The 14,781-nt window shown below is 73.3% G+C and carries 3 protein-coding genes (2 of these 3 running past the window's edge); all 3 read right to left on the bottom strand.

Annotation, left to right across the window (positions count from 1 at the left end):
* Tightly spaced (each overlapping or abutting the next), the 3 genes in view from FZ029_RS09065 to FZ029_RS09055 form a layout consistent with a single transcriptional unit that may run on beyond the window.
* Positions 1-4,049 carry the beginning of a non-ribosomal peptide synthetase/type I polyketide synthase gene (locus tag FZ029_RS09065; RefSeq protein WP_149268960.1) on the bottom strand. It extends 5,287 nt beyond the left edge of the window, so only the first 4,049 of its 9,336 coding nucleotides appear in the window; the start codon lies at positions 4,047-4,049; its stop codon lies beyond the left edge, outside the window.
* Complete coding sequence (locus FZ029_RS09060) at positions 4,046-12,988, bottom strand: non-ribosomal peptide synthetase/type I polyketide synthase (protein ID WP_149268959.1); 8,943 nt, start codon at positions 12,986-12,988, stop codon at positions 4,046-4,048. The genes FZ029_RS09065 and FZ029_RS09060 overlap by 4 nt, the downstream gene beginning before the upstream one ends.
* Positions 12,988-14,781, bottom strand: partial view of a beta-ketoacyl synthase N-terminal-like domain-containing protein gene (locus tag FZ029_RS09055; protein WP_149268958.1) — the 3' portion only. Its footprint extends 2,550 nt past the window's final position; 1,794 of the gene's 4,344 nt are visible here — the last part of the coding sequence; the start codon falls outside the window, past its right edge; the stop codon is at positions 12,988-12,990. The genes FZ029_RS09060 and FZ029_RS09055 overlap by 1 nt, the downstream gene beginning before the upstream one ends.

The following is a 14,781-nucleotide window of genomic DNA, read 5'->3' as shown; positions in this document are numbered from 1 at the left end:
TAGGCGGTGACGTCGATGGCCGCCTCCACCGGGCCGTAGAGATTGTGCAGGCCGGCACCCAGCCCCCGCTCGAAATAGCGCCGCTCCAGCTCCGCCGTCAGCGCCTCGCCGCTGACGAAGACATGGCGCAAGGACGCGCAGCGGGCCGGGTCGGCGGCGGGCAGGAACACGTCCAGCATGGACGGGACGAAATGGACGTGGGTGATACCGTGGGCGGCAATGCACCCCGCCAGATATCCGGGGTCGCGATGGCCGCCGGGACGCGCCATGACCAACTGCGCGCCCACCGCCAGCGGCCAGAAGAATTCCCAGACGCACACGTCGAAGGACAGCGGCGTCTTTTGCAGGACCCGGCTGCCGGGATGCAGCGGGTAGGCCTGCTGCATCCACAGCAGCCGGTTGACCAGCGCGGCGTTGGAGACCACCACCCCCTTGGGCCGCCCGGTGGAGCCGGAGGTGAAGAGGATATAGGCGGCCAGATCCCCACCGGAGGCATTTCCAGGGAACGTCTCGCCGTCCGGAACCGGGCCGTCATCGGCGGGAAGCGCGGCCGGGTCGATCACGGCGACGCCCTGGGGAATATCGTCCGGGAGCGGATCACCGGCGGCGATGAGAACGCGGGCGCCGGCATCCTCGATCATGGCGCGGCGGCGCTCGGCCGGCAAATCGGGATCGAGGGGAAGAAAGGCCGCCCCCGCCTTCAGCGCGGCCACCAGCGCCACCACCAGATCCAGGGATCGCGGCAGGCAGACGGCCACGGGCGCAGCCGGCCCCGCGCCATGGCGCCGCACCGCCCCCGCCAGACGCAGGGCCGCCCGATGCAGGGCGCCGCGCGTCAGGGTGCCTTCCTCGGCGATGACGGCGGTGGCGTCCGGCTCGGCGGCGAATTGTTCGTCCAGGATGTCGGTCAGCACCGGCGAGACGCCGTAGTCGAAGGCCGTGTCGTTCCACGCCGCCAGCCGCGCCCGTTCCTCGCCGGGCAGGATGTCCAGATCGCCGAAGGGCCGCTCAGGCTCGGCAAGGGCCGATTCCAGAAGCCGGACCAATTGCCGCCCGAACCGCACCAGCGTGCCGGAATCGAACAGGTCGCGGCGGAACACCAGGGTGCCCGCCATCCGCCCGGCTTCCTCGTGCAGATAGAGGGTCAGGTCGAACTGGGCCACGCGGGTATCGACCGCCAGCGGTTCGGCGACGATGCCCGGCGCCCCGCCCCCGGCAACGGCGGCGCCATCGACCGGCGCCGAAGCCCGGTGGGCGATCATCACCTGGAACAGCGGGTTGCGCGACAGATCGCGGGGCGGAGCCAGCGCCTCCACCACCTGCTCGAAGGGCAGATCCTGCGCCTCCACCGCATCCAGCAAGGTGTCGCGCATGCGGGCCACCAGGGCGCGGAAGCCGGGTTCCTCGCCATCCCCATCCGTTAAGGCGCAGCGCAGCACCACGGTGTTGACGAAGCAGCCGACGACGTCCTCGAACTCCCGCCGGTCGCGCCCCGACACCGGCAGGCCCAGGGCGAAATCGGTCTGGCCGCTGTAGCGCGACAGCAGGATGGCGAAGGCGGTGGCCACCACCATGAAGGCGGTCGCCCGCGTCTCGGCGGCGAATTGCCGGATTCCGGCGAAGAGCGCCCCGTCCAGGGTGAAGGCGGCCATCCCGCCATCCGTCCCCGGTTCCGCCGGCCGGGGCCGGTCGGTAGGCAGATCCAGATTGGGCAGGCCGTCCAGTTGCCGCCGCCAATAGTCCAGCAGGCCCGCCCGCCGCTCCGCCGACAAGCCGTCCCGAAGGGCGGCGTGATCGGCGCACCGAACAGGCAGGGGCGGCAGCCGCACCTCCCCCAGGGCGTAGGATGCCAAGAGGTCGCGGGCCAGGATGTCGATGGACCAGCCGTCGCCGACGATGTGGTGCAAGGTCACCAGCAGGACGTGATCCCCCTCGGCCAGCCGCAGGAGCTGCGCGCGCAGCAACGGGGCGAAGCCCAGGTCGAAGGGGCGCTGCGCCTCCTCGCGGGCCAGCCGCTGCACCTCCAGCGGGCGGACCAGCGCCGGCAGATGTTCCAGATCGACCACCGGCAGGGCCACCAGGGCGGCGGGAACGACGGCCTGCACCGGCTGGCCGTCCACCGAACGGATCCCGGTGCGCAGCGCCTCGTGACGGCGGGTGCAGGCGGCCAGCGCCCGGCGCAGCCGCTCCAGATCCAGCGGCCCCTTGACCGTGAAGGCGCCGAAGATGTTGTAGGCGGGACTGCGGGGGTGGAGCTTCTGATGCAGCCAGATCCGCATCTGGGCGGAGGACAGCGGCAGGGCCTGAAACCGCTGCCCCGCCTCCCCGGCCGGTGGCTCGGGGGAGGGGACCGCCGCCGGATCGGCGTCGGAAGCGCCGAGAAGGCCGCGCATGTGCGCCGCCATGGCCGCCGGGGTCGGGTGGGTGAAGACGTCGCGCACGGCCACATCCGCCGGCCAGCGGTCGCGGATCGCCGCAGCCATGCGGATCGCCAGCAGGGAATGGCCACCGGACAGGAAGAAATCCGTCTGCGGCCCGGCGTCCGGCTGTTCCAGGAAATGGCGCCACAGGTCCCGCAGCCCCGACGACAGCGCATCGCCGGGCGGCTGTTCCAGCGCCTCTTCCGCCGCCCCTTCCACGGCTGCGGGCCGGGCGGTCTCCGGCAGTCCCGCGACGGCATCGCGTTCCGCCAATCCCAGCGGGGCATCCGGATCGGCCAGGGCCGCCGATACCGCAGCCAGCAGGCCATCGGCGATGCGGCGCGCGGCGTCTTCGCCGAACAGGGCTGTACTGTATTCCAGCACGCCGTCCAGCCCATCGGCCCGGCGCACCAGCTCCAGCCCGACCTCGACCTTGACCGCGCCCGTCTCCAGTTCGACGGGCGTCACCGTCAGACCCGGCAGGGCCGGCAGGGCGCCCTCGCCGTCCAGGGGGGCCGGCTCATACACCAGCATGGTCTGGAACAGGGGTTGCAGCCCACGGCTACGCGGCAGGCGCAACGCCGTCACCACCGCGTCGAAGGGGACGGACTGGTGGGCCAGCGCCTCCAGGACGACCTTGCGGGCGGCGGCCAGCGCCTCACGGAAGCTGCGCACTCCCGCCAGCCCGATGCGGAGCACCACGGTGTTGGCGAAGAAGCCGACGACCTCGGCCAGTTCGGGCCGGTCGCGGTTGGCGACGGGCATCCCGATGGCGATGTCCGTCCGGCCGCACAGCCGCGCCAGCGCGACGGCGTGCAGCGCCGCCCAGCCCATGAAGGGCGTACATCCCTCAGACTGCGCCAGGGCCTCCAGCGCCGTCAGGTCGGCGGACGGAACGCGGAAGGCCAGCCGCGCGCCGTCCGGCGGCACCACCGCCGGCAGCGGGCGGTCCACCGGCAGCGGCAGCGGGGTCAGTCCCTCCAGCCGCCGGCACCACCAGCGCAACCCCTCCTCGTCCACGCCGGCCTCGGCGGCCCAGGCGGCGTAATCGCCGAATTGAAGCTCCGCTTCCGACAAGGGCGGCAGGCTGACGTCCAGCGCCCGGCGATACAGCTCCGCCAAGTCCCGGACCAGCAGGCGGATCGACCAGCCATCGGCCACCGCATGGTGCAGGCTGACCATCAGCAGGTGGCGGTCCTCCGCCAGCCGGAGCAGCAGGGCGCGGAACAGCGGACCCACCGCCAGATCGAACGGTTCGCGCGCCGCCGCGTCCAGTTGCCGGGCGGCGACGGCTTCCCGTTCCGCCGCCGGCACCCCTTCCAGGGACCGGGTTTCAAGGACGAAGCCGCCGGTCTCGGCGACCGCCTGCACCGGCTCCCCGTTCTGTTCCAGGATGACGGTGCGCAAGGCCTCGTGGCGCGCGACCAACCGGTCGAGCGCCACGGCCAGCGTCGCGGGGTCGAGCCGGCCCGACAGCCGGAACGCCGCCGCCAGGGTGTAGGCGGCGCTGGGTCCATGCACCTGCTGGACGATCCACAGCCGGCGCTGGGTCGGGCTGGCCGGGAAGACCAGCACGCTGTCATCGGAAGAGCCGGCGGGCGTTTGTGTCACGGGCGTCAGGACGGTCATTGCACCGGCTCCGGCTTTTCGGCGCTCGCAAGCGTCCTGATGTCCTGGCGCCGCGCGTCGCGGGACTGGCGGCGGATCGGCGGGACGGCGGGGGGCGCGGCACCCGTGGCGGCCGCGCCGTCAAGGGCGGCGGCCAGCCCGGCGATGTTCGGACGGGCGAAGAACGTGCCCACCGGCAACTCGGCGCCGAAGGCCTTGCGCACCGCCAGGACCAGCTCGGCCGCCTGGAGCGAATGCCCGCCCGCCTGGAAGAAGTCCTCGTCGACGCCGGCCGGCGCATGGCCCAAGCTTTCCGCCCACAGGCGGGCGAGGCGCTGTTCCACTTCTCCCTCCGGCGGTCGGCCCAGGCCGGAGACCGCGTCCCGCCCGCCGGAGCCGGCCAAAGCGGCGTCCGTCTCCCGCGCGGTCCACAAAAGCTGATCGGCCAGACCACGGCGGTCCACCTTGCCGTGAGCGGTCAGGGGCAGGCCGCGCATCATCACGAAGCGGGTCGGCAGCAGGCCGCGCGGCAGAAGGGCCGACAGGTGGCCGTGAAGCCCGGCCACGGCGTCGGCGGGGGCGAGCGCCACCGGAACCGGCGGGGCCGGCGGCACCGGATCGTCGGGCCGCACCGCGTGGACCATGTACAGCCCGGACGAGGCCAGCGTCTCGTCCTGGGTCACGGCGGTGCGGAAGCCGTGGGATTCCAGCAACGCCGTGATCGCCGCCAGCGTGCCGCCGGCCTCGCCGTCCTGCGCCTCCACCGCCACCTGGCGGATGCGCGGCCAATCGGCGGCGGCGATGCCGCGCAGCACGTCGAGTTCGCCGCCCTCGACATCCACCTTCAGAAGATCGACGCTCTCCAGCCCATGGGCGGCGATCACGTCGGAGACGGTGGCCAGATCGACGATTTCCTGACGGGACTCCAGATGTCCGGCCAGCATCTCCTCCCGCAACTCCCCGGCCGCCGGCCCGCCGGATCCCGTGGCGGCCAGATAGCCGCGCACCGCATCGCCCACGCTGCTGGCCTCGGCCCCGATGCCCGACATCAGGGTCAGGCGCGGGAAGACGGTCAGGGTGGCCGTGCCGCGTTCCGCCCCCAGCGCGAGGCGCAGCGCCTTGATCCCCGGATGGCGTTCGGCGTTGCGGGACAGGGCGGCGAAGGCCTCGGCCCCCGGTTCGACGGCGTAGACGGCGGCGTCGGGCCGGCTGCCCAGCACCGACAGGGCGAACAGACCGATATTCGCGCCCACGTCCAGCACCACCGGCGCCGGACCGAGGCCGACGCCCTGGTTCAGGCACACCCGGTCGATGAAATGTTCGCGATAGAGGAATTCCGTCTCGCCACGGTTGACGGCGGCGACGACCAGCCCGTTGGGAAGCCGCATCGCGGTCTCCCCGCCGGTCCCAGCGGGCACGGGCAGCGGAACCACCCGGCGGGGGAAGGCGTCGGCGTCGTGGGGCACGATCCAGGCGACCAGGGACTGGCCGCTGCCCTCCATCTCCACCACGCCGGCCGCTGCGTCGGCCAGACCGGGGGCGCGGCGCAGCGCCACCTCGATCTCGCCCATCTCCACGCGCTGGCCGCGCAGCTTCACCTGACTGTCGCGGCGGCCCAGATAGACCACGCCGCCATCCGGCCGCCAGCGGCCAAGGTCGCCGGTGCGGTAGAGACGCCACCCGGGCGCGAAGGGGTCGGGAACGAAGGCCGCCTCGGTCAGATCGGGGCGGTTCAGATAGCCCCGCGCCACCGATGCGCCGCCCAGGCAGATCTCGCCCTTGGCCCCGATCGCCGCCGGCTGCCCGTCGGCTTCCAGAACGCGCACCACCACATTGGAGAGCGGGCGCCCGATCGGCACCTCCGGCAGGCGGGGGTCGGGAACGCAATGCCAATGCGTCACCTCGATGGCCGCCTCGGTCGGGCCGTAGAGGTTGTGAAGCTGCGCCGGCAGGCCCAGGGCATGGAAGCGTTCCTGCTGGTCGAGGGTCAGCGCCTCGCCGCTGCACAGCACCAGCTTCAAGCTGGTGCAGCCGGCGGCTTCCGGTTCGGCCACGAACATGGACAGCATGGACGGCACGAAATGGGCGGCGGTGATGCTTTCCCGGCGGATCAGCCGGGCGATGGCCCGTGGGTCGCGGTGGTCGCCCGGCGGCGCCACGACAAGCCGCGCCCCCATCAGCAGCGGCCAGAAGAACTCCCACACCGACACGTCGAAGGTATAGGGGGTCTTCTGCACCACGGCGTCGCCCGGCGCCAGCGGCATGGTCTCCAGCATCCAGCGCAGGCGATTGGACAGCCCGGCCTGGGTGTTCACCACCCCCTTCGGACGCCCGGTGGAGCCGGAGGTGAAGATGACGTAGGAGGCATCGGCCGGTCCCGGCGTCGCGGGGGGCGCCAGCGGAACCCCGTCCGCCGGACGCAGCTCCGCCGGCCCCAGGGCGATCACCGGCAGCGCCGGCCCGTCGCCGGACAGGATCGTTCCCGCCGCCATCACCAGCGCCACCGGGGCGGCGTCGGCCAGCATCGCCGACCGGCGGGCCGGCGGGTCCTCGGGACCCAGGGGAAGGAAGGCCGCCCCCGACCGCTGAATCCCCACCAGGGCGACCACCATCTCCAGCGACCGCTGGAACAGGCAGGCGACCACCTTGTCCGGTCCGGCGCCCAGGGCGCACAACCGCGCCGCCAGCGCCGCCGCCGCCCGGTCCAGTTCCCGATAGGTCAGGGTGTCCTCGCCGAAGCTGACGGCGGGTTCATCCGGCCAGGCGGCGGCGGCGCGGGCCATGAGAACCGGCAGCGGCGCGTCGTCGGCCCAGGCGCGGGGGGTGTGCGACCACCGGGCGATCAGCGCCTGCTCCTCCGCCCCGGCGGGGGTCAGGGTGGACAGCGGGGCATCGGGCGCCGCGATCACCGCGTCGGCCCAGGCCAGCAACTGCCCCATCAGCACATCGGCGGCGGCCGGGCTGAACAGGCCGGCGTCATAGTCCAGCTCGATCTCCAGCGGCTTGCCGGCCCCGAGGTCGAGCGCGTTGATCCCCAGGGGGAACTTGGCCGGCCGCGACGGCGGCGCCAGCCAACCAACATCCAGGCCGCCGGCCGACCGCCCGCCCAGCGGACGATCCAGGTTGAACAGCACATCGACCAGCGGCGGCCGGTCGGGCGACCACGTCACCCCCAGCACCCGCAAAAGCTCGGCATAGGGCAGATCCTGATGATCCAGCGCTTCCAGCAGGCGCTGGCGGGTGGCCTTCAGGAATTCGGTGAAGGGGACGGACCCACCGGCCTCCCCGGCGGAACTGCGCACGACCACCAGATGGGTGGCGTAGCCCACGGCCCCCATCAGCCGGGCCTCGCCGCCGCGCCCCAGCACCGGGCAACCGATGGCGAGATCCTCCTGCCCGGCCAGGCGGTGCAGGAAGGACAGCACCACCGCCAGCAGGGTGGCGAAGGGCGTGGCCCCCTGGCGCCGGCCCAGCGCCTCCAGCGCCGCCCGCGTGTCGGGGGGAAGCGCCCGGCAGCGGCGTCCGCCCTCCAGCCGGTCGGCGGCGGTGGGGCGGCGGTCGAACGGAAGCTCGATGCGCGGCGGCAGGGGAGTCAACCGCTTGCGCCAGTAGCTTTCCAGCTCCCGCCGGCGGGGCGGGGGATTGGCGCTTTCCCGCAACTGCCAGCCGACCAGATCGGAAAGCTGGGCCGCCGGGGCGGCGGGAAGGGCGCCGCCGCCGGTTTCGGCGGCATAGCAGGCGAACAGATCCTCGACCAGCACGCCCATCGACCAGCCGTCGGCGATGATGTGATGAACCACCACCGCCAGGACGGCCCGGTCCTCCGCTTCCTGCCACAGGGCGGCCCGCAGCAGCGGCGGGCGCGTCAGGACGAACGGGGTCCGCAGCAGTTCCGCGACCCAGGCCGCCCGCTGCTCCTCCGGCGGCGCACCCACCGACACCGGTCCCGCCAGCGGCAGGGGCAGCGGCCCCGGCGCGCCGATCACCTGATGACGCCCATCGGCGTCGATGGCCGTCCGCAGTGCCTCGTGACGCGCCACCAGCCGGTCGAAGGCCCGCTCAAGCGCCGGAAGGTCCAGACGGCCGGTCAGCGTCAGCAGTATGGGCTCGGCGTAAGCCTGCACCCCGGCGGTCCCCATCTGGGCCAGCAGCCACAATTGCTGCTGCGCCAGCGTCAGCGGCAGGGAAACGGGTTCCGCCGGCCGTTGCGGAGCTGAGACCAAAACCGGGGCTGGCCGTTCCGCCGCCGCCCGTGATGCCGGGGGAACGAAGCCGCCCTCGCGCATCTGGCGCACGCTGTCGCGGACGGCCTCGCCCACCAGCGCCATGTCGGCCGGGGTGTGGGCCGCCGACAGGAAGCAGTTGCGCCCTTCCCAGACGAACACGCCCTTTTCCAGCAGATGGTAGAACAGCAGGTCCAGGTTGCCGGAATAGGCGAAACGGAACAGCGACCCGCAGGTGACGACGGTCATCGGCACCTCTTCGGCCTCCAGCCAGCCGTTCAGCTCGGCGGCGAAGTCCCCGGCCAGCCGGTTGATCCCGTCCTGCAGGGCGGGGCCGCGCCGAACCATCTCGCCCAGCACGGCGCGCGACGCCGCCATCGCCAGCGGCGCGCCGTTGAAGGTGCCGGCGAAGAAGGTGGTGGGAACCGATGGGAAGCTGGAATCGCCGTAGCGCCACACCCCGCCGTCGATGCCGTCCACCAGGGTGCTTCGCCCGGCCACCGCCGCCATCTGCACGCCGCCGCCCAGCGCCTTGCCATAGGTGGCGAGGTCGGCCTCGACCCCGAACCACGCCTGCGCGCCGCCGGGATGCAGGCGGAAGCCGGTGATCATCTCGTCGAAGATCAGCAGGATGCCCAATTCCCGCGTGAGCGCCCGCAGCCGATGGAGGAACTCGCGGGGCTGGAGGTGCAGCGCCCGGCTCTGCACCGGCTCCACCAGCACCGCCGCCAGCCGCCCGGCGTGGCGGCGGATGGTGTCCAGCGCCGAATCCTCGCCGTAATCGAGCACCATGACCCGCGACACCATGTCCTCGGGAATGCCGGAGGCGATGGGGCGGGCGCCCGGACTGCCGTCCGCCGCCAGGGCCGCCTGGGCCAGAACGCCGTCCGAATGGCCGTGGTAGGAGTTGCGGAACAGCGCCACCGTCTGCCGCCCGGTGGCCAGACGGGCCAGACGGATCGCGGTCATGACGGATTCCGTGCCCGACTGGCAAAACGCCACCCGGTCCATGCCGGTCAGGCCGCAGAACAGCTCCGCCACCTCGCCCGCATGGCGGGACCGGGTCGCCATGACCAGCCCGTCACGCACGGCCTCGACCATCGCCTCTTCCAGGAAGGCGGGGCGGTGGCCGAACAGGTTGACGCCGAAGTCCATGGAGACATCGACGTATTCGTTGCCGTCGATGTCCCACAGCCGCGATCCCGCCGCGCGGGCTCCGGTGATGGGATAGAGCATTTCCTTGATGGACGGGCGGAACCCGGCGGCCGCCCGGCTGTCGGCCAGACGGGGACGCGCCGCCTCCGCCCGCCGCTTGCTTTCGCCGGTCCGTTCGGTGAAGCGGGCGGTCAGCACCTCCAGATGACGGCGGCGGGCCGGATTCGATTCCGGGGCCGCCGTCAGCCGGGGCGGACGGTAAGGGCCGTGATCCGACGATTCGGCGCTCCGCACGGGGGTTGCCGCCGGGACCGGTGCCTGGACCGGTTCGGCTAAGGGCGGCGCAAGCGGCGCGGCGGCCGGGGCGGCACCGCGCAGCGCGTCGATCTGCCGGGACACCACGCTCTCCACCAGCGCGAGTTGCTGGGCGAAGACCGCCGCGAGGCCACCGCCGTCCGGGATCGGGACCGGCGCCGGGGCGATGGGGACGGCAACGGCCGGCGCGGCGGGCGCGGGTACGGAAACGGGCGCTGGCGCGGAAACCGCCGGGATGGTGGCCGGGGGCGGCGCCTGCCGGGCAACGTGATCGGCCAGCGCCCGGATGCTGGTCACGGTGTCGAAGAAATCCCGCGCCGCCAAAGTCACCGCGAAACGCTCCAGAACCAGCCGTCCAATCTCCACGAAGCTGAGGGAATCGGCCCCAAGCTCCAGCAACAGGGCATCGGGGTCCAGCTCCCCGACCGGGGTGCGCAGCGCTTCGGACACCAGTTCCAGGATCGGCGGCAGCAGGTCCGGGCGGGACGGGGCGGCGGAGGACGGGGCGGCGGAGGATTGGTTGGTCATCGGAAAACCATTCTGGCCCAGGGGGCGACGCTGATAGGGATACGGGGGCGACAGGACCCGGCGGCGGTGGTAGGGCCGGTCGAGCGCCTCCCAGTCGATGGGAACGCCCGCCAGATCCAGGCGCGCCAGCGTGTCGAGCAGGCCGGACCATTCCTGTCCGCCGGCCGACAGGGTGGGCAGCGCCGGACCCGCGCCGGGCGGCAGGCAGGCCGCGGCGAGCGCGGTCAGCACCGGGCGCGGCCCAATCTCCACGAACAGGGGGATGTCCAGCCCGGCGATGGCGGCAATGCCGTCGGCGAAGCGCACCGGCTCACGCGCATGGCGCGCCCAATCGGCACCGGACGGCACCATGCCGGGCGGCAGCAGTCCCCCGGTGAGGTTGGCCGCCAGGGGAATGCGCGGTGGCTGCCAGCCGGCGGCATCGACGCGCCGGGCCAGCGCGTCGAGAACCGGGTCCATCATCGGCGAATGGAACGCGTGGGACACCGCCAGCCGGCGCACTCTGCCCGCCGCGCACTCCAGCCGGGCGGTCACCCGCTCCAGCGCCGCCGGCTCGCCCGCCAGAACCGTCGATCGCGGGCCGTTGATCGCCGCCACGGACACCCATGCGGCATCCGGGCCGATGGCGGCGGCGGCCTCCTCCGCCGTCACCGGGGCGGCGGCCATGGCGCCGCCGGGCAGCGCGTCCATCATCCGGCCCCGCTCCGCCAGCAACGGCAGCAGATCTTCCACCGCGATCATGCCGGCCACCGACGCGGCGACGTATTCGCCCAGGCTGTGCCCGATCACCGCCGCCGGGGTCACTCCCCAGCCCTGGAGCAGCGTGGCCAGCGACCATTCCACAGCGGCCAGCGCCGGCTGGGCATAGCGCGTCCGCTCCAGCCGCCGCCCATCGCCCTCCCCGAACAGCAGGTCGAGGAGCGGAACGTCCAAGTCTCCGTCCAGAATGCCGGCGCACCGCTCCAGCAATCCACGGAAGACGGGGGAGGTGTCGTAAAGCTCCCGCGCCATGCCGGGGATCGCCGCCCCCTGTCCGGTGAACATGAAGGCCAGCGCCGGGGCCTCGCGCGGGCGGGACGGGGCCAGCATCACCCCGGCGGGCTGCTCGCCACGGGCGACGGCGGCCAGCCGTCCGGCGATGTCCGGCGACGAGGTTCCCACCACCGCCAGGGTCGCCGCGTGCCGCGCCCGCCCGGCATTCGCGGTCAGGCAGACGGAGCCGAGCGGCGCGTCTCCGGCGGCCAAAGCCTCGGCCTGCGCGCCGGCCAGGACGCGCAGCGCCTCCACCGACCGGGCGGACAGCACCAGGGCGTGGCAGGAACGATCCGCGTCCGGCGGCTGGCGGGGATCGGGCGGCGCCTCCTCCAGCACCACATGGGCGTTGGTGCCGGACATGCCGAAGGAACTGACCCCGGCGCGGCGCGGGCGGCCCCGGTCGGGCCAGGGCATGGCGTCGCGCGGGATGGCGATGCCCAGGCCCGACCAGTCCACATGGGGCGTCGGAGTGACGAGGCAGGGGTGGGGCGCGATCCGCCCCGACCGCAGGGACAGCACCGCCCGCACCACCCCGGCCAGCCCCGAAGCCGCTTCCAGATGGCCGATGTTCGGCTTGACCGACCCCACCAGAAGCGGCTGTCCGGCCGCGCGGTCCGGCCCGAAGACGGCGGAGAGGGCGCGCAGTTCGATGGGATCGCCCAGGGGCGTCCCGGTGCCGTGCGCCTCGATCAGGTCGATGTCGCCGGGGCGCAGCCGGGCGGACGCCAGGGCGGCGCGCAGCATCGCCTCCTGCGCCGCGCCGCTGGGGGCGGTCAGCCCGCCGCTGGCGCCGTCCTGGTTGACCGCCGATCCCCGGATGACCGCCAGCACCAGATCGCCATCGGCCAGCGCGTCGGACAGCGGGCGCAGGATCAGGGCCACGCAGCCCTCCCCGCGTCCGAAGCCGTCCGCCGACGCGTCGAAGGATTTGCTGCGCCCGTCCGGCGCCAGCGCCCCTGCGGCGGCGTTGAAGATGAACCCGCCGGGCGACAGGATCAGATGGACCCCGGCCACCACCGCCCGTCCGCAATCCCCCGCCCGCAACGCCTGGCAGGCGACGTGCAACGCCACCAGCGACGAGGAGCAGGCGGTGTCCACCACCAGGGCCGGGCCGTTCAGCCCCAGCACATAGGAAATCCTCCCGGCTGCGAAACCGGGCTGGGTCCCCTGACCGAACCAGGCGTCGATCACCCCGGCATCGCCGCCGGCGATCTTCTGGTCGGCGTAATCGCGCGATGCGAGGCCGACATACACCCCCGTGCGCGACCCTTTCAGCCGGCGCGGATTCAGCCCCGCCGTCTCCATCGCCTCCCACACGGTTTCCAGCAGCATCAACTGCTGGGGGTCCATGGCCTCCGCTTCACGTCCGGACAGGTTGAACAGCGCGGGATCGAAGCTACGCACGTCGGGCAGGAAGCCGGCCTTCTGGGGAACCGACGCCGGCAGATCGCCACCCGCCCATCGGCCCGGCGGTACCGGCCCGATGGCATCCCGTCCGGCCAGCAGGAAATCGTCGAATTCCGCCATGGAACAGCCGCCGGGCAGCCGGAAAGCCATCCCGGTGATGGCGATCGGCTCGCTCATCAATATCGCGGCTTCGCTGGCGGCATCCGCCCGGCGGCGTAGAAAGCCGGCCAGGGCCGCGTACTTGACGGGGGAAAGCTCCGCCGGCTCCGTCGCCGGGGTGTCGGTCGGTATGGGCATCAGACGGTCGCTCCCGACAGCAGACGCCACGCGGCGGCGTCATCCATATGGGCCATGTCCGCCAGCAGGCCGTTCAAGCCTCCCCCGGCGATGGCGGGAACCGCGCCAGGGCCGCCCGGCCCGGCGGGCCGAGAAGCGGCAATTCGGGGCGCGGAACGAGTTGGGGCGGCCGACGCACCGGCGGCGTGCAGATAGGCGGCCAGGGCGGCGATGCTGGGATGCTCCAGAACGACCGTCGCCGGCAGGTCGAGGCCGGTGGCGCGCTGGAGCGCGTCGCGCAGCTCAAGCCCCGTCAGGGAATCCAGCCCCATGTCCTGAAGCGCACAGTCGGGGTCCAGCGGGACGTCGGGCGGCAGCCGCAGGATGCGGCGGACCAACTCGTCCAACTGCCGCCGCACCGCCGCCGGCCCCGCCGGGGACCAGGCGACGGCGGCCCCCGTCACCGGCTGCCGCACAGGGGCGGCGGCCCCGGTGTAGCGGGCCACGATCACCGCCTGTCCGGCATCGCAGGCATGGCTCCCCACATCGGCGAAGCCCGACCGGCGCAGCAGAGCGGCCCATTCCTCCGACGCCAGCAGCGGGCCGTTCCGGCGCAGCGGCGCATCGGTGAAGCGCCACCACCCATCGGTCAGGCCGAACACCAGATCCAGCCAGGGGCGTTGCGCGGTCAGCTCCATCAGGACCAGATGGCCGCCCGGTTTCAGCAGCGCCGCCGCGTTGGCCAGGGTCCGGGCCAGATCGGCGGTGGCGTGCAGCACGTTGGCCGCGATGACGATCCCGGCCTCGCCGCAGGGCATACCCTGTTCCGCCGGGGAACGTTCGGCGTCGAACAGCCGGGTGGAAAGCCACCATGGCGCCCACGGGGCGGCGGCGGCCTGTTCCAGGAACGGGGGCGACACGTCGGTGAACAGGTAGGAGACGGCGCCGGCATCGGCCGCCGTCAGCGCTTCCACCACATGGGTGGTGGTCCCGCCGGTGCCGGCCCCGATCTCGACGATGCTCAGCGGGCCGGCGGTGGCCTCCGCCCGCAGGATCTCGGTCACCGCCAGGGCGGTCAGCCGGTTGCCGATCCGCATGGCCGGGCTGTCGCGATAGATGGCGGCCAGCCGGCTGGAATCGCCGCCGGGGAACAGAATCTCCAGCGGGTTGCGCCGGCCCGTCAGGATTTCCGGCAGCGTTCGCCCGCAATCGGCCACCAGAGCGATCTCCTCGGCACGCCCCGGCCACCGCGCCGCCGCCGCTTGCACCAGCGGTTCGGGATCGGCGGCGGGATCGGCGGCGGGATCGGCGTCCCGCCCGATGACCTCCAGACGGGCGAAAAGCCGCCGGTGGCGCGGCACCACCGCGCCGGCCCCGCTATCGGGGGCCAGGGCCTCCACCGCCCGCCGGGCGTAGAGCGCGGCCACCGCCGCCAGTGCCTCGGCCAAGTCCTCTGCCCCACTGTCGGGGGCCTCGGCCAGCAGGCGGGCCCGCTCCCGCTCCAGCGCCGGTCCCGGATCGAAGGCGGCGGGCAGTTCGGCGGGCTGGCGTCGCGCCTGGAACCGGATGCCGTCCAGCCGCGCCAGCGGAGCGCCGCCGGCATCCCACAGCCGCAGACTGCCCGATGCCCGGCCCGGAGACTCCGGAACCGCCATCGGGCCGTCATGAAGAACGGCGCGGGCCGTCCCCTCCCCCGTCGATGCGCCGCCATCCGCGTCCGGCGACGCCAGCCAGACCTGCCCGACGCCGGTGGGCAGGAAGACCCCCGGACCGGGCGGCGCCAGATCGCGGAACAGCGAAAGCGCCGCCGTCAG

The organism is Azospirillum sp. Sh1 (genome assembly GCF_008365135.1).
Lineage (GTDB): Bacteria > Pseudomonadota > Alphaproteobacteria > Azospirillales > Azospirillaceae > Azospirillum > Azospirillum oryzae.
This window is presented reverse-complemented; position numbering and strand designations above follow the sequence as displayed.

What these genes read in the sequence shown, in the direction of transcription:
- FZ029_RS09060 (WP_149268959.1), bottom strand. Translation starts at nt 12,988, where the DNA reads ATGCCCATACCGACCGACACCCCGGCGACGGAGCCGGCGGAGCTTTCC.